We start from the raw sequence: 14,801 nt of genomic DNA, 5'->3' as shown, positions 1-14,801 counted from the left end.
GCCAGGTGTGCGAAGTTGGCTTGCGACGCGAGTGCGGGAACCGCGGCGTTTCTGCTCTCGGCTGTGCAGATAGCCTATGATCGCTAACCACGGCGCAGTGGTTAGCTGCTGCAGGGATCGTTATCATGGTGGGTGTCGTGGTGACGGTGCTCAACGGGCTGGTGGGCATGGTGGTGAGGAAAACCGTCAAGTGGAGTTGAGGGCGTGAGGTCGTGCCGGCAAGAAGGAGAGGGAAGGAGAGGCGTATGTCAGCAGGATTGGCGATCTGCCTGGTGTGCGGGAAGCCGCTCGATTACTTCGAGGAGGCGCGGGAGGTTGCCTGCCATATCTGCGGTAAGAAGGAGACGGGGCATTCCGTGTGCACGGCGGGGCATTACGTGTGCGATGCCTGCCACCGCAAGGGCGGCGTCGACCATGCCATGGAGTACTGCTCGTCCGCCGATTCGAGGAACCCGGTGGAGATGGCGATGGCCATGATGGACGACAAGTCCATCTTCCCCAACGGGCCGGAGCACCACACGCTCGTGGGCGCCGCGCTGCTCGCCGCCTACAAGAACGCCGGCGGCGACCTCGACCTGCCCCGGGCGCTCGCCGAGATGCGAAACCGCTCGATGAACGTGCCGGGCGGCGCCTGCGGGCTCTGGGGGGCCTGCGGCGCGGCCGTGAGCGCGGGCATGTACTGGAGCATCGTGTCGGGTTCCACGCCCATGACGCGCGGGCCGTGGGCCGAGACGCAGCGTTTGACCTCGCGCATCCTCGGCCGCCTGGCCGACCTGGGCGGGCCGCGCTGCTGCAAGCGCACGGGCTTCGTCGCCCTTCAGGAGGCGGCGGCGTACACGGCCGAGCTGAGCGGTGTGGAGATGGAGATGCCCGAGCGCATAACCTGCCGCTATTACCACCGCAACCGGGAATGCCTGAAGGTCGGCTGCCCGTTCTTCCCCTGCCCCGCTTGAACGCTCGCGGTAAAGCGATAGGAATCCTGCATCAGCTACGTTGCGCAGCACGGGGCTACCCCTCGGCGCGCTCCTCGCTCGCGGCAATCACCGCGGCGGCCTCGTCGGGCGGCAAGAGGCGCGAGAACAGGTAGCCCTGCATGAGGTCGCAGCCGCACAGGTTCAGGAAGGCGCGCTGCTCCGGCGTCTCCACGCCCTCGGAGAGCGCCTGCGTGCCCAGTGCGCCGAAACCGGAGGCCAGGAGCCCGAAGAACTCCACCAGGTGCTCGTTCTCCGTCGCGGATCGCAGGATGCTCTTATCCAGTTTCACCACGTCGAACGGCAGCTCCAGCAGCGTGGAGAGGTTCGAGTACCCCGTGCCGAAGTCGTCCAGGTAGAAGCGCACGCCCTGCGCGTGCATCCTCTCCATGAACGCGCGCACGGCGTCGGGGTTCGCGATGATGGCGCTCTCCGTCACCTCCACGCGCAGGCACGATGCCGGAATGCCGTGGCGCTCCACCACGGCCAGCACCGACTCGGCCAGGTCGTCCTGTATGAACTGCACGGCCGAGAAGTTCACCGACACGCCGCGGAACGTTGAGCCGGGGTGGGCGCCGCGATAGGAGCGAACGAACGCGCAGGCGCGGTCCAGCATGAAGCGCGTGACGTCGGAGATGACGCCGATCTGCTCCGCGATGGGGATGAACTCGTCGGGCGGGATGGGACCCAACTCGTCGTCGGTCAGGCGGCAGAGCGCCTCGGCCGCCACGAACCGCTGCGCGCTCTCGGACCACACGGGCTGCAAGTTCATGGTGAAGCCGTCCTGCTCGGCCGCACGCCGCACCACGTCGGCGATGGCGCTGCGGCGGTGGATGGCCTTCATCATGCCCGGCGTGCACACGCACGGCGTGTTCGGCTCGAGCTTCTTCGACTCCTCCGTGGCGTATTCCAGCGCGGCCACCACGTCGCCGGGCGTGCGCGCGATAACGGGGTAGCTCACCGCCCCGATGGCGGCGCCCACGGTGTAGGAGCGCCCGCCGATGCGCCATGGCTCCCCGAGGCGCTGTCGCAGCGGGGCCAGCAGGGAGGCGGTCGCGTCGTCCCCGTCTTGTCCGCCATGTGTGCCCCAACCGCCGTCGCGGCTCACGATGAAGGCGAACTGGTCGCCGCTGTAGCGGTAGAGCCGCGCGTCGCCGATGGCGCCCAGGTACGAGGCGAACTCGCGCAGGAACCGGTCGCCGCTCTCGTGGCCGAACTTGTCGTTGATGAACTTGAAGTTCGAAAGCGACACGAGCACGGCCGTGAACGGCTGCTCCTTCTCGTTCATGAGCGAGACCATGGACAGGAACTCCTGGCGGTTGGAGGCGCCGGTAAGCTGGTCGACCGACAGGCGCTTGTTCTGCAAGTACAGGTAGATGATGAGCAGCGAGCACGCGGCCGCCGATCCCGACAGCAGATAGGTTGGGAACAGCTGCTGCACGGCGATCACGGCCACGGCGATGAGCGGGAACACGGCCAGGATGCGCTTGATGACGGGGTCGATGGGCGCCCGCGTGAACATGACGAGCGCGAAGCAGGCCATGCAGTAGAAGTAGAACACCAGGTACGTGGCGATGATGAACGGCCCCTGCACGTAGGCGCCCGCCGCGTCGAAGGAGAACAACCATCCGGTGGGCACGTTCGCCAGCACCAGCAGGAAGTACACCGCGCACGGCACTCCGCTGGCAAGGGCGAAGGCCCGCCCGACCGGCCGCGCCTCGCTCACCACGGCCACGGCGTAATAGAAGTACACGGTGCCCAAAAGCGGCGTGAGCACGAAGTAGCAGTGGGTGACGAGGTACGTGAGCGGCAGCAGCTCCAGGGGCGCGTAGGCAATCAGAAGCGTGGAAGCCAGGTTCGTGCCGATGGCGCCCAGCGTCGTGCCCAGGCAGAGCCGGAACACCCGGTTCTTCAGCGACGGCACCGCATGGCTTTGGCGCGAGTACACGGAGATGATGAGCACGATGATGAAGGCGATGACCTCGGCCGATACGTTCCATCCCATGTCGTTCGCCCATCCTCGTTTTCCCCGGCGCCCGCCGAGAGGGCCACATCCCGCAACCCCCTGCTGTATTGTACCGTCTCGTCTTCGCCCTGCCCGGCACAATTCCGTCTAAAGTTCCTGGCGAACGTCGATCCCGTCCTGCGGACAGACGGCTTTTAGAGGAAGGTGACGCCCGTGTTCCACGCGGAAGCGGGCCTGCAGCGTCTGCGTCGGACTCCATGATTCCCGCTTGCAGTGGGCGAAGCCGTTTCGCGCTCTCCGCTGTTTTTACGATTAACGGAATCAACCGTACCCTTCCTGACCCCGGTCGGCGTTCGCGCCCGCCGACCCCGACCGGCCGGCGGGCGCTCGGCGCCTACCCGTTCACCACGGTGCCGCCGTTCACATGGATGACCTGCCCCGAGATGTAGCTGGAGTCGTCGCAGGCCAGGAACACGTAGGCGGGGGCAAGCTCGTAGGGCTGGCCGGGGCGGCCCATCGGCACGCTCTCGCCGAAGTGGCGCACCTTGTCGCTGTCGGCGCCGTAGGACGCGGGGTTCAGCGGCGTCCAGATGGGGCCGGGCGCCACGGCGTTCACGCGGATGCCGCGGCCCACCAGCTCCTCGTTCTCGGAGAGCGAGCGGGTGAACGCCGTGATGGCGCCCTTCGTGGCCGAGTAGTCCAGAAGCTGGGGGCTTCCCTGGTAGGCCGTCACCGACGTGGTGTTCACGATGGCCCCGCCCCGCGGCATATGCGGCAGGGCGGCCTTAACCAGGAAGAACATGCTGAAGATGTTCGTCTGGAACGTGCGCACGAGCTGAGCCTGCGTGATGTCGAGGATGCTCTTCTGCGGCGTCTGCTCGCCGGCGTTGTTCACGAGCACGTCCAGGCGGCCCCAGGCGTCCACGATGCCGCCCACCGTGCGGCGGCAGAACTCCTCGTCGCCCACGTCGCCCTTGAACACGAGCGCGCGCCGGCCGAGCGAGCGGATGCGCTCGGCCACCGCCTGCGCGTCGTCGTCGGAGGAGTAGTAGACGAGAGCCACATCGGCTCCCTCCTTGGCGAAGGCGATGGCCGCAGCGGCACCGATGCCGCTGTCGCCCCCGGTCACGAGGGCGGCTCTGCCCTCCAGCTTGCCGGCGGGACGGTAGTCGTCACTTTCGATCTGCGGCTTCGGATCCACGTTCGCGCGCACGTCGTCCATGGCGTAGCCTGCCTTCGGGGCCTGGGTCTCGAGCATTGCGGTTTGCGTCATAAGGGGCTCCTTTCCCACGGGTACGGGCGCAGCTTACGCCTGCGCCCGCCCGCCGCCCCGCCCCGGCGCGCAGCGTTACGCGGCCCTTCGGCAGCGGTAACGCCCGCGAGAACTGCCCCCCCCGTTCAGCCCGTGACCCCTGCGCAGCCTGCTCTTCGCAATGCCTTCCCAAAACATAGCCCACGCCCCTCGCTTGGCCCCGCCTACGCTCCCCACAACGCCTCCCTGCGCAGCCCACGCCCGCACCTCCCGCGCAATCCGAATGCGGGTCTTTCGCTATCATTTACCTGCGCACCCCTCGGCCGACAGCGCTCCGTCGCTATACTGGACGAAAACGCGAGAAAGGAGCTAATCATGCTGCATGCGGTCGAGGTAAAGCCGGACGTGTACTGGGTCGGGGGAGTCGATTGGAACGAGCGGAACTTCCACGGCTACACGACGGATCGGGGGTCCACGTACAACGCCTACCTCATCATGGACGAGCATCCCACGCTCATCGACACGTGCAAGCCCGCGTTCGCCGACGAGCTCGTCGAGCGCGTGCGCGAGGTGGTTGACCCCGCGCACATCGAGAACATCGTGGCGAACCACGTGGAGCAGGACCACTCCGGCGCGCTTCCCGCCCTCTGCGAGCTCGCGCCGAACGCGCGCATCTACGCAAGCGCCCCGCACGGCGTGAACGGCCTCGCGGCGCACTACGGCGATCGCGGCTACGTGCCCGTGAAGACCGGCGACACGCTCAACATCGGCAAGCGCACGCTCACGTTCACCCAGACCGTCATGGTGCACTGGCCCGACAACATGGCCGCGTACTCCGATGTCGATCGCATCCTGTTCTCCAACGACGCGTTCGGCCAGCACTACGCCTCCTCCAAGCACTTCGACGACGAGGTGGGCCTGCCCGAGGTGCTGGCCCAGGCCAAGAAGTACTACGCGAACATCGTCATGCCCTACTCGCGCCACGTCCAGCGCGCGCTGGGGGCGCTCGGCGGCCTGGACATCGACATGATCGCGCCGAGCCACGGCGTGGTCTGGCGCAGCCACGTGCCCGAGATACTGGAGACGTACGCGCGGTGGAGCTCGCTCGCCCCCGAGGAGTACGCCATCGTGGTGTACGACTCCATGTGGCACTCCACCGAGGCCATGGCCCACGAGATACTGGAGGCGTTCATCGAGTGCGGCGTGCCTGCGCGCCTGTTCGACCTCAAGGCGAACCACATCTCCGACATCATGACCGAGGTGCTGTCGGCGAGGTACGTGGCCGTGGGCTCTCCCACGCTCAACAACGGCATGATGCCCACCGTGGCGGCGTTCCTCTGCTACCTGAAGGGCCTCTCGCCGAAGTCGGGCTGGGAAGGCCGCGTGGGCATCCCGTTCGGCTCGTACGGCTGGGGGAAGAACGGCCCTGACGAGGTGGCCGAGGTGCTTGAGAAGTGCGGCTTCGACCTCGCGCTCGGCACGCTCGCGCACCAGTGGACCGCCGACGCCGCCAGCCTGGAAGAGCTCCAGCGCGCCGTCGTGAGCGGACTGGGGAAGTAACTGCTGCCGGCAGTCGTGCTTTCCCCCTATAATAGGCGGTGACGGCATCCGCCGGGATCCGGCCCGGCGGGAACGATACGCGCGAGAGGAAGCCCATGCCAACCCCTTTGGGAAAGACGCTGCTCATTGCCAATCCGGCGGCGCAGAACGGCAACGGCGCCGCTGCGGCCGAGCGTGCGGCGGCACTGCTGGGGGATGCCCTGGGCGACGGCTCGCTCGATGTGGCTCCCACGCGCGGCCCCGGCGAGGCCGTGCGCCTGGCAGCGGGCGCGGGCGCGTACGAAACGGTGCTCGCCCTCGGCGGCGACGGCATCATCCACGAGGCCGCCAACGGGCTCATGCAGCTGCCGGCGGGGGAGCGCCCGGCCTTCGGCATCGTGCCGGTGGGCTCGGGAAACGACTACGCGCGCACGATCGGCATGTCGGCGCGCTCGGTGGACGCGGCCGTGGCGCAGCTGCTCGCAGCCTGCGCCCGCCCGGCCGACGTGGGACGGTGCAACGGCAAGTTCTTCGTGGAGACGCTCTCGTTCGGCGTGGACGCGGCCATCGCGCTCGACACGGTGGAGCGGCGGGCGCGCACCGGCAGGACCGGCACGGCGCTCTACCTGGCCAGCGGCATGGACCGGCTGCTGCACCACCTGGACTGCCACCGCTACACGGCCTCGTTCGACGGCGGCGAGCCCGTGCGCGGCGCGTCGTTCACCTTCGCGGTGCAGGTGGGCCCCACCTACGGCGGAGGCTTCCGCATCTGCCCGGACGCGCGCATCGACGACGGCCTGCTGGACGTGTGCATCGCGCACCCGCCCTTCGGCATCGCGCGCGCCGTCTTCGTGTTCCTGCTGGCGAAAGGCGGCCGTCACACCGGCTTCCGGCAGATAGAGCTGCGCCGAGCCCGCACGCTGTCGGTGCGCTTCGACGCGCCCCCGCCCGTCCAGATCGACGGCGAGCCCCTCGAGGCCTCCGAGTACGCCATCGACGTCGTCCCCCGCGCCCTCGACGTGCTCGTGCCCGAACGCCCGCCTGACCTGCGCGAGATTCCGGACGGGCCGCATATCGGCTCCGCCCGGTCAGCCGCGGGCGGCCGGTCTGGAGCGGTCAGCCGCTCTGCGAGAGCCAGCCTGTGCCGCCCCCGGGGCCGTGGCTCTTCGCGTTTGCGTTCGGCACGAGCTACTTCTTCCCACCGTCCTACACCAACAGCGGGCGCGTGAGCCAGTCGAAGCGCTCCCAGCGCTGGGCTGCGGCCACGTTCACGAAGGCGTCGTGGCAGAACCGCACGACGGCGGCGTGCGGGTCGTCGGCGCGCAGCACGTCCTCCAGCTTGAGGAAGTACTCGGCGCTCGCGGGGTCGTAGTACGCGCCCGGCACCGAGACCTCGGGCATCGCCCCCTCGAGGAAGGGGTAGGCCAGCACGAAGAACGCCGGGTCGTCGGCCTTCTCGTCGCCCGGCCAAAAGCCGAACTCAACGAACTGCTCGTCGAACGCCACGCGCTCCACGATGCCGCCCTCCCCGGAGTACGGGCACGGCTTGCCCGAGAACAGAACGCACGTCATGTCGAACGTGCCCCAGAACAGCGACGGCTGGATCTTCTTCCCGCGGAATCCGGCCGAGAAGTCCAGCAGCGCGTTGCGGGCGAACAGGCACTGCGCGAAGTAGCGCCGGGCCGCCTCGCCGTCGAACGCGAGCGGCTCGACGAGCGTGTAGAAGGGCGCCTGCGTGAACATCTCCTGCGGCACCGGGTAGAGGGGCACCGGGTGTCCGATGGCCTCCAGCAGCAACGTGAACCGCTCGTAGTAGCGGGCCACGGACGTGCCGTCCTCCAGCGGGAACGACGCCTCCTCGCCGGTTGTCGCCACGGCCTGCACCTGCGGCTCGTCCAAGCGCAGCTGGATCTCGAACCCGCCCGTGCCGTGCGGCACGAACCCGGTGGTGAACCCGTCGGGCGTCGCGTCCAGCAGCACGTGGTTCCACTCCGGCTGGGGCTCCAGGCATTCCAGCTTCACCTTGCCCATCATCTGGGCCGTCATATGCAGCGCGATGCACGTCTCGCGCCATTGGCTGTACGTTTGCAGGTGCATGGCCTTCTCCTTGTTGTCGGGTTCGCGGGGGATCGAACGCGCAATAGCGGTTCGCGATTTCAATCGATACAGTCTAGCGGCCTCCCCGCCGGCCCCCTCCGGCGGCCCGGAGGCGTCACCGGGTCGTGGGGAAGGGGTTACGCGGGTGGCGGACGGCCCGTATTTCCGCTACGATGGCGGGGTAGCCCCAACGATCACGCGCGCCCCCGCGCGCCGGCAAGGAGTCCCATGAGCGCACAGTTTCTCCCGGTGAACCGTCAGGACATGGCGGAACGCGGCTGGGACCAGGTCGACTTCGCGTACGTGTCGGGCGACGCGTACGTCGACCACCCCTCGTTCGGCGCGGCCATCATCACGCGGCTTCTGGAGTCGCACGGCTACCGGGTGGGCGTCATCGCGCAGCCCGATTGGAACGACCCGGCCTCGATGGCCGCGCTCGGCGAGCCGCGGCTGGCGTTCCTCGTGTCGGCCGGCAACATGGACTCCATGGTGAACCACTACACCGTGGCGCGCAAGCGCCGCCGCGAGGACGCGTACTCGCCAGGCGGGCAGGCGGGCCTGCGCCCGAACCACGCGGCCGTCGTGTACTCCAACCTCATCCGCCGCACGTTCAAGAAAACGCCCATCGTGCTGGGCGGCATCGAGGCCAGCCTGCGGCGGCTCGCGCACTACGACTACTGGTCGGACAAGATCAAACGCTCCATCCTGCTGGATTCCGGCGCCGACCTCGTGAGCTTCGGCATGGGGGAGCGCTCGGTGGTGGAGATAGCCGACGCGCTCGATGCGGGACTGTCCATCGACGACCTCACGTTCATCGACGGCACCGTCTACCGCGCAAGCTCGCTCGAGCACGTCTACGACGCGGTGGAGCTGCCCTCGTTCCCCGACCTGCAGGCCGATCCCCTGAACTACGCGCGCAGCTTCGCCGTGCAGTACGCCAACAGCGACCCCTTCATTGGAAAGCGCTTGGTGGAGCCCTATTCCGACCACGAGTTCGTCGTGCAGAACCCCCCGGCCGCCCCGCTCTCGCAGGCCGAGATGGACGCCGTGTACCGCCTGCCGTTCGCGCGCACGTACCATCCGATGTACGAGGAGGCCGGCGGCGTGCCGGCCATCAAGGAGGTGCGGTTCAGCCTCACCAGCAGCCGCGGCTGCTTCGGCGAGTGCTCGTTCTGCGCGCTCACGTTCCATCAGGGGCGTATCGTGCAGGCGCGCAGCCACGACTCGCTGGTGGAGGAGGCGCGGGCCATCGTGGACGAGCCCGGCTTCAAGGGCTATATCCACGACGTGGGCGGCCCCACGGCGAACTTCCGCGCCCCCGCCTGCGCCAAGCAGACGAAGGCCGGCGCCTGCCCGCACCAGCGCTGCCTGTTCCCGGAGCCGTGCGAGCGCCTCGAGGCCGACCATGTGGACTACCTCAAGCTGCTCGAGCGGCTGCAGAAGCTGCCCGGCGTGAAGAAGGTGTTCGTGCGCTCCGGCATCCGCTTCGACTACGTGTTGGCCGACCGCAAGCACGGCGACGAGTTCATCTACGAGCTCTGCGAGAACCACGTGAGCGGCCAGCTGAAGGTGGCGCCCGAGCACGTGTCCGACACCGTGCTCGCCCACATGGGCAAGCCGCCCCGCGCCGTGTACGAGCGCTTCGTGCAGAAGTACGAGCAGGCGAACGAGGAGCTGGGGAAGAAGCAGTACCTCGTGCCCTACCTCATGTCGTCGCACCCCGGCTCCACGCTCGACGAGGCCGTGGAGCTGGCCGAGTACGTGCGCGACCTGGGCTACATGCCCGAGCAGGTGCAGGATTTCTACCCCACGCCCTCCACTATGTCCACGGTCATGTACGCCACCGGCGTGGACCCGCGCACCATGCAGCCGGTCTACGTGCCGAAGTCCCCGCACGAGAAGGCGCTCCAGCGCGCCCTCATCCAGTATCGCGACCCGAAGAACCGCCCCCTCGTGCTGGAGGCCCTGAAAAAGGCCGGCCGCATGGACCTGGTGGGCCACGGCCGCGAATGCCTCGTGCGCCCCGAGGGCGCCCCGCCCGCCAAGGGCCCCCGCGGCAAGGCGTCCGGCTCGTCCACCCTGCGCAAGGCCGCGAGCAAGGCCGAGCCTGCGCGCAAGGGCGGCGGCAAGGGTGCAGGCAAAGGAGAGCCTGCGCGTACGGGGAGCGGCAAGGGCGCGGGCAAGGGCGAGGCTTCGCGCAAGGGGAGCGGTAAAGGCCAGCGCGTCGCCTCGTCGTCCAAGGGCGCGCGCGACGCTGCAGGGGCCAAGGGGCCGCGCAAGGAAGCGCAGCGCCCAGGTGGAAAGGGCTCGCCGAAGCGCCCGAGCGGCAGTTCGAGCGCTTCGCGCGCCAAGGGCGGCGGCAAGACCCGCCGCTAGCGCACGGCCTTTGGCGCGGTCGTCCTGAAAAGCATAGGTACGGAAGCGCGATTCCCGCTTGCTGTGCTCGACATCCCGGAACCGGTCGTGGCCGGTTCCGCACACTTTTCACCGGATTATTGCATCTTTGGCCCCCGCAAACCCGTTTGCTCATCTTGCGATTGGATCTGGGCAGCATTACCCCAGCTCGTTGTTTCCGCGATTCCGAAAAGGGCTCTCCTAGGGGTTCCCGATGTAGAAAACTGGTAAATACTGTGCAAAAAGCCGATGACGCCCTGGACTTGCGTGGCTATCCCGCGCCCCGCGCCTCTCGCCTTTCGTGCATTCTCGCATGCCCGCCCCGGTCCCGCCGAAGGCGCCAGGCGGGACGGACAGCTGCGGCGCCCCCTTCACGTACCCCGTACCGTCCTCCAAAAGCCCCCGCAACTTGTGCGCAACTTGTGTGCGCAAATCAACACTTGATACCTGACCCGGAGGGGTTTATAATTCTCGGTTGCGTCTGGTCATTGATAGATACACCCGGACGCGTGGTACACCGGAGTCGCGTGCGTCAAGCCTCCCCAAGGCGCAGCGGCAATCGGCAGTCCACGAAGCGACAAGGGGTCTTTGGGGTACGGAGAGGCGTGCGAGCAAAGATCCGAAGAAAGGACAGTAATGGGAGTCAAACAGTACAAGCCGACGAGCCCCGGCCGACGTTTCCAGACGGTCTCGGACTTCGCCGAGATCACGACGGACAAGCCGGAGAAGTCCCTGCTTGCGCCGCTGTCGAACAAGGCGGGCCGCAACAACAACGGCCGTATCACGACGCGGCACCAGGGCGGCGGCAACAAGCGCCGCTACCGCATCATCGACTTCAAGCGCCAGAAGGACGGCGTGCCCGCGAAGGTCGCTACCATCGAGTACGACCCGAACCGCAGCGCCCGCATCGCCCTTTTGCACTACGTCGACGGCGAGAAGCGCTACATCCTGCACCCGAAGGGCCTCCGCGTGGGCGACACCGTCATGAGCGGCCCCGAGGCCGACATCAAGCCGGGCAACGCGCTGCCGCTGGCCAACATCCCCGTCGGCACGCTCATCCACGCCGTGGAGTTGCAGCCGGGCAAGGGCGCCGCCATCGCGCGTTCCGCCGGCACCAGCATCCAGCTCATGGGCAAGGAGGGCAACTACGCCATCCTGCGCATGCCGTCCTCCGAGATGCGCCGCGTGCTCATCACGTGCCGCGCCACGGTGGGCGAGGTCGGTAACGCCGAGCATGCCAACATCAAGATCGGCAAGGCCGGACGCAACCGCTGGAAGGGCATCCGCCCCAGCGTCCGCGGTACCGTCATGAACCCGGTCGACCACCCGCACGGCGGCGGCGAGGGCAAGAACAAGTCCGCTGGTCGTCACCCGGTCACCCCGTGGGGCGTCCCCACGAAGGGCCATCGCACCCGCAATCCCAAGAAGGCTTCGAGCCGCTTGATCATCCGCCGTCGCAAGAAGTAGCGCAAAGCGTTAAGGAGTAATAGTGAGTAGAAGTTTGAAGAAGGGTCCTTTCGTTGAGCCGCGGCTTCTTGATCGTATCGAGAAGATGAATGCGGCGGGCGAGAAGAACGTCGTGAAGACCTGGTCGCGCTCCAGCACCATCTTCCCGGAGATGGTGGGCCACACCATCGCCGTGCATGATGGCCGCAAGCACGTGCCGGTCTACGTTACCGAATCCATGGTCGGCCACAAGCTGGGCGAATTCGCCCCGACCCGCACGTTCAAGGGTCACTCCGCCGACAAGGGCAAGCGATAAGAAGGGGTGAAAACAATGGAAGCTAAAGCTGTAGCACGCTATGTCCGCGTTTCGCCCCGCAAGGCGCGCATCGTAGTAGACCTGGTCCGCGGCAAGTCCGTTATCCAGGCCCGCGAGATCCTCGCGTTCACGAACCGCGGTGTGGCGGAAGCCGTCGAGAAGACGCTGAACTCCGCCGTGGCCAACGCCGAGCACCAGCACCACGTGCGTCCGGAATCGCTCATCGTGAAGACGGCCTTCGTCGACGAGGGCCCCACGCTGAAGCGCATCCGTCCGCGCGCCAAGGGCTCCGCGTCGCGCATCCGCAAGCGCACGAGCCACATCACGATCATCGTTGCACCGCGAGAGGAGGCATAAGCCGTATGGGTCAGAAAGTTAGCCCCACCGGGTTCCGCCTTGGCATCACCGAAGATTGGCGCAGCCGTTGGTACTCCGACAAGGACTACGCCAAGAACCTGGAAAACGACTTGGCCATCAGGAAGTTCCTGGACAAGTACCTCGCCCGTGCCGCCGTCTCCAAGGTTGAGATCGAGCGCGCCGGCGACAAGATCAAGGTCATCGTCACCACGGCCCGCCCGGGCGTTGTGATCGGCAAGAAGGGCGCCGAGATCGACTCCCTGCGCAAGAAGCTGGAGAAGGTTGCCAGCGGCCCGGTGTCCATCGAGGTCGTCGAGGTCAAGCGCCCCGAGCTCGATGCCGCGCTCATCGCGCAGTCCGTGGCCGAGCAGCTCGAGGGCCGCGTGGCCTTCCGCCGCGCCATGCGCAAGGCGGTCCAGTCCGCCCGCAAGAGCGGTGCCAAGGGCATCCGCATCCAGTGCTCCGGCCGCCTGGGCGGCGCGGAGATGAGCCGCCGCGAGTGGTATCGCGAAGGCCGCGTGCCGCTGCACACGCTGCGCGCGAAGATCGACTACGGTTTCTGCACCGCCGCCACCACGATGGGCTCCATCGGCGTGCAGGTGTGGGTGTACCACGGCGAGATGCTCCCCGGCCAGAAGGCGCCGAACCCGGCGCTCGAGGGCAGCTCCCGTCCGAACCGTTCCCGTCGCAACGACCGCAACGAGAGGGGGGCGAAGTAAATGCTCGTACCTAAGCGCGTCAAGCACCGCAAGGTGCAGCGTGGTTCCATGAAGGGCAAGGCCAAGGGCGGCACCCGGCTGAACCACGGCACGTGGGGCATCCAGGCGCTCGAGGCGCACTGGATCACCAACCGTCAGATCGAGGCAGCCCGTATCGCCATGACCCGTCACATGAAGCGTGGCGGCAAGGTGTGGATCACGATCTTCCCCGACAAGCCTATCACGCAGAAGCCGGCAGAAACCCGCATGGGTTCCGGCAAGGGCAACCCCGAGGCATGGGTCGCCGTCGTCAAGCCCGGCCGCATCATGTTCGAGATCGACGGTGTCGACGAGGAGACCGCCAAGGAAGCTCTGCGTCTCGCCATCAACAAGTTGCCCATCAAGTGCAAGATTGTTTCCAAGGAAACGGAAGGGCAGGAATAAATGAAAGCAGCAGAGATCCGTGAGCTTTCTGCCGACGATTTGCAGGCGAAACTCAAAGAAGCGCGCGCGGAGCTTTTCAATCTGCGCTTCCAGATGGCCACGAGCCAGCTCGACAACACCGCCCGCGTGGGTCAGGTCAAAAAGGACATCGCCCGCATCCAGACCGAGATGCGTGCCCGCGAGCTGAACGCCTAGAGCGCGGATAAGGAAGGTTATATACATGAGTGAAGATCGTAACTCCCGCAAGGTCCGCCAGGGCACCGTGGTGAGCGCCGTCAACGACAAGACCTGCGTCGTGCAGGTCAAGGAGCGCAAGCCGCATCCCGTGTACGGCAAGATGATGACGACCACGAAGAAGTTCCACGCCCACGACGAGAACAACGAGGCCGGCGTCGGCGACACCGTGCGCATCATGGAGACGCGCCCGCTGTCCAAGATGAAGCGCTGGCGTCTGATCGAGATCGTGGAAAAGGCCAAATAGCCTGCGTGCTCGCATGCATGCCCGTAAGAGGAAAGTTAGGTTACAGCAATGATTCAGATGCAAACCATGCTCGCAGTGGCCGACAACTCCGGCGCTCGCAAGGTGCAGTGCATCAAGGTCCTCGGCGGCTCCAAGCGCCGCTACGCGGGCCTCGGTGACGTGATCATCTGCAGCGTGAAGGAAGCGGCGCCCAACGGCAACGTCAAGAAGGGCGAGGTCGTGCGCTGCGTCGTCGTGCGCGTGAAGAAGGAAGTCCGCCGCCCCGACGGCAGCTACATCAAGTTCGACCAGAACGCCGCCGTGCTCATCAACAACGACGGCGCGCCCCGCGGCACCCGCATCTTCGGGCCGGTTGCCCGCGAGCTGCGCGACAAGAAGTACATGAAGATCGTGTCTCTGGCACCGGAAACGCTGTAGGGGAGGTGTGCGTAATATGAGTGGTATGAACATCAAGAAGGGCGACAAGGTCAAGGTCCTGTCCGGCAAGGACAAGGGCAAGGAGGGCGTCGTGCTGCGCGCGCTTCCGCAGAAGGAGCGCGTGGTGGTGGAGAAGGTCAACATGATCAAGAAGGCCATGCGCCCCACCCAGCAGAACCCGCAGGGCGGCATCTCCACCATGGAGGCCCCCATCCACGTGTCCAACGTCATGGTCATCTGCCCCGAGTGCAAGCAGCCCACGCGTACGGGCAAGAAGCGCGACGAGAACGGCAAGAAGATCCGCGTCTGCAAGAAGTGCGGCAAGGACATCGATTAGTAGTTCCGCCGATCTCCGATCGGCGGAACGGGTCGACGCTGCGGGTGGCTGTGGCACCCCGCCTTCGCACGATCGCGAAGGCTCGC

General features: G+C 66.9%; 16 protein-coding genes. 13 read left to right on the top strand and 3 right to left on the bottom strand.

Annotated elements, in window-relative coordinates:
* Positions 1–245: 245 nt before the first annotated feature.
* A complete protein-coding gene (locus BN3560_RS02995; RefSeq protein ID WP_096226969.1) occupies positions 246–953 on the top strand; it encodes a DUF5714 domain-containing protein in 708 nt (235 codons plus the stop codon).
* A 55-nt stretch (positions 954–1,008) separates the two neighbouring features.
* Here BN3560_RS02995 and BN3560_RS02990 read toward each other — a convergent pair whose 3' ends face one another.
* Together BN3560_RS02990 and BN3560_RS02985 are read right to left on the bottom strand one after the other, a co-directional pair.
* Positions 1,009–2,976 (bottom strand): GGDEF and EAL domain-containing protein, encoded by a 1,968-nt coding sequence (locus BN3560_RS02990; protein ID WP_096226968.1) that lies wholly within the window; start codon positions 2,974–2,976, stop codon positions 1,009–1,011.
* A gap of 355 nt (positions 2,977–3,331) precedes the next feature.
* Positions 3,332–4,210, bottom strand: a complete 879-nt coding sequence (locus BN3560_RS02985) for an SDR family oxidoreductase (RefSeq protein ID WP_096226967.1) — start codon at positions 4,208–4,210, stop codon at positions 3,332–3,334.
* Positions 4,211–4,564: 354 nt separating this feature from the next.
* Between BN3560_RS02985 and BN3560_RS02980 the strand changes: the two genes are divergently transcribed.
* Positions 4,565–5,749: an FprA family A-type flavoprotein gene (locus BN3560_RS02980; RefSeq protein ID WP_096226966.1), complete on the top strand. Its 1,185-nt coding sequence runs from the start codon at positions 4,565–4,567 to the stop codon at positions 5,747–5,749.
* A 95-nt stretch (positions 5,750–5,844) separates the two neighbouring features.
* Positions 5,845–6,957, top strand: coding sequence for a diacylglycerol/lipid kinase family protein (locus BN3560_RS02975; RefSeq protein WP_096226965.1), 1,113 nt, complete (start codon positions 5,845–5,847; stop codon positions 6,955–6,957).
* On the opposite strand, the gene BN3560_RS02970 is transcribed toward BN3560_RS02975, so the two are convergent.
* Entirely contained in the window at positions 6,935–7,825 is an 891-nt protein-coding gene (locus tag BN3560_RS02970; protein WP_096226964.1) for a DUF5996 family protein, read from the bottom strand. The genes BN3560_RS02975 and BN3560_RS02970 overlap by 23 nt on opposite strands.
* 228 nt (positions 7,826–8,053) lie before the next feature.
* Here BN3560_RS02970 and BN3560_RS02965 point away from each other — a divergent pair, with 228 nt between their 5' ends.
* From BN3560_RS02965 to rplX, 10 genes are all read left to right on the top strand, one after another.
* Positions 8,054–10,201: a YgiQ family radical SAM protein gene (locus BN3560_RS02965; protein WP_096226963.1), complete on the top strand. Its 2,148-nt coding sequence runs from the start codon at positions 8,054–8,056 to the stop codon at positions 10,199–10,201.
* A gap of 654 nt (positions 10,202–10,855) precedes the next feature.
* Positions 10,856–11,686 (top strand): 50S ribosomal protein L2, encoded by an 831-nt coding sequence (gene rplB / locus BN3560_RS02960; RefSeq protein WP_015539834.1) that lies wholly within the window; start codon positions 10,856–10,858, stop codon positions 11,684–11,686.
* A 22-nt stretch (positions 11,687–11,708) separates the two neighbouring features.
* Positions 11,709–11,981, top strand: a complete 273-nt coding sequence (rpsS, locus tag BN3560_RS02955) for a 30S ribosomal protein S19 (RefSeq protein ID WP_041239448.1) — start codon at positions 11,709–11,711, stop codon at positions 11,979–11,981.
* 15 nt (positions 11,982–11,996) lie between these two features.
* Positions 11,997–12,338 (top strand): 50S ribosomal protein L22, encoded by a 342-nt coding sequence (gene rplV / locus BN3560_RS02950; RefSeq protein ID WP_015539833.1) that lies wholly within the window; start codon positions 11,997–11,999, stop codon positions 12,336–12,338.
* A 5-nt stretch (positions 12,339–12,343) separates the two neighbouring features.
* Positions 12,344–13,057: a 30S ribosomal protein S3 gene (gene rpsC, locus BN3560_RS02945; RefSeq protein WP_015539832.1), complete on the top strand. Its 714-nt coding sequence runs from the start codon at positions 12,344–12,346 to the stop codon at positions 13,055–13,057.
* A complete protein-coding gene (rplP, locus tag BN3560_RS02940; RefSeq protein WP_015539831.1) occupies positions 13,058–13,480 on the top strand; it encodes a 50S ribosomal protein L16 in 423 nt (140 codons plus the stop codon).
* Entirely contained in the window at positions 13,481–13,675 is a 195-nt protein-coding gene (rpmC, locus tag BN3560_RS02935) for a 50S ribosomal protein L29 (protein WP_015539830.1), read from the top strand.
* A gap of 25 nt (positions 13,676–13,700) precedes the next feature.
* Positions 13,701–13,961, top strand: a complete 261-nt coding sequence (gene rpsQ / locus BN3560_RS02930) for a 30S ribosomal protein S17 (protein ID WP_015539829.1) — start codon at positions 13,701–13,703, stop codon at positions 13,959–13,961.
* A 48-nt stretch (positions 13,962–14,009) separates the two neighbouring features.
* Positions 14,010–14,378, top strand: a complete 369-nt coding sequence (gene rplN, locus BN3560_RS02925; RefSeq protein WP_015539828.1) for a 50S ribosomal protein L14 — start codon at positions 14,010–14,012, stop codon at positions 14,376–14,378.
* Between the two features lie 16 nt (positions 14,379–14,394).
* Positions 14,395–14,715 carry a 50S ribosomal protein L24 gene (gene rplX / locus BN3560_RS02920; RefSeq protein WP_096226962.1) on the top strand — a complete coding sequence of 107 codons (321 nt, stop codon included), beginning with the start codon at positions 14,395–14,397 and terminating at the stop codon, positions 14,713–14,715.
* Positions 14,716–14,801: the final 86 nt, after the last annotated feature.

The organism is Gordonibacter urolithinfaciens (assembly GCF_900199375.1).
GTDB classification, from domain to species: Bacteria; Actinomycetota; Coriobacteriia; order Coriobacteriales; family Eggerthellaceae; genus Gordonibacter; species Gordonibacter urolithinfaciens.
This window is presented reverse-complemented; position numbering and strand designations above follow the sequence as displayed.

Excerpts from the sequence above, each read along its gene's own strand:
- BN3560_RS02995 (WP_096226969.1), top strand. The coding sequence starts at position 246 with ATGTCAGCAGGATTGGCGATCTGCCTGGTGTGCGGGAAGCCGCTCGAT.
- BN3560_RS02990 (WP_096226968.1), bottom strand. The coding sequence starts at position 2,976 with ATGGGATGGAACGTATCGGCCGAGGTCATCGCCTTCATCATCGTGCTC.
- BN3560_RS02985 (WP_096226967.1), bottom strand. The coding sequence starts at position 4,210 with ATGACGCAAACCGCAATGCTCGAGACCCAGGCCCCGAAGGCAGGCTAC.
- BN3560_RS02980 (WP_096226966.1), top strand. The coding sequence starts at position 4,565 with ATGCTGCATGCGGTCGAGGTAAAGCCGGACGTGTACTGGGTCGGGGGA.
- BN3560_RS02975 (WP_096226965.1), top strand. The coding sequence starts at position 5,845 with ATGCCAACCCCTTTGGGAAAGACGCTGCTCATTGCCAATCCGGCGGCG.
- BN3560_RS02970 (WP_096226964.1), bottom strand. The coding sequence starts at position 7,825 with ATGCACCTGCAAACGTACAGCCAATGGCGCGAGACGTGCATCGCGCTG.
- BN3560_RS02965 (WP_096226963.1), top strand. The coding sequence starts at position 8,054 with ATGAGCGCACAGTTTCTCCCGGTGAACCGTCAGGACATGGCGGAACGC.
- rplB (WP_015539834.1), top strand. The coding sequence starts at position 10,856 with ATGGGAGTCAAACAGTACAAGCCGACGAGCCCCGGCCGACGTTTCCAG.
- rplV (WP_015539833.1), top strand. The coding sequence starts at position 11,997 with ATGGAAGCTAAAGCTGTAGCACGCTATGTCCGCGTTTCGCCCCGCAAG.
- rpsC (WP_015539832.1), top strand. The coding sequence starts at position 12,344 with ATGGGTCAGAAAGTTAGCCCCACCGGGTTCCGCCTTGGCATCACCGAA.
- rplP (WP_015539831.1), top strand. The coding sequence starts at position 13,058 with ATGCTCGTACCTAAGCGCGTCAAGCACCGCAAGGTGCAGCGTGGTTCC.
- rpmC (WP_015539830.1), top strand. The coding sequence starts at position 13,481 with ATGAAAGCAGCAGAGATCCGTGAGCTTTCTGCCGACGATTTGCAGGCG.
- rpsQ (WP_015539829.1), top strand. The coding sequence starts at position 13,701 with ATGAGTGAAGATCGTAACTCCCGCAAGGTCCGCCAGGGCACCGTGGTG.
- rplN (WP_015539828.1), top strand. The coding sequence starts at position 14,010 with ATGATTCAGATGCAAACCATGCTCGCAGTGGCCGACAACTCCGGCGCT.
- rplX (WP_096226962.1), top strand. The coding sequence starts at position 14,395 with ATGAGTGGTATGAACATCAAGAAGGGCGACAAGGTCAAGGTCCTGTCC.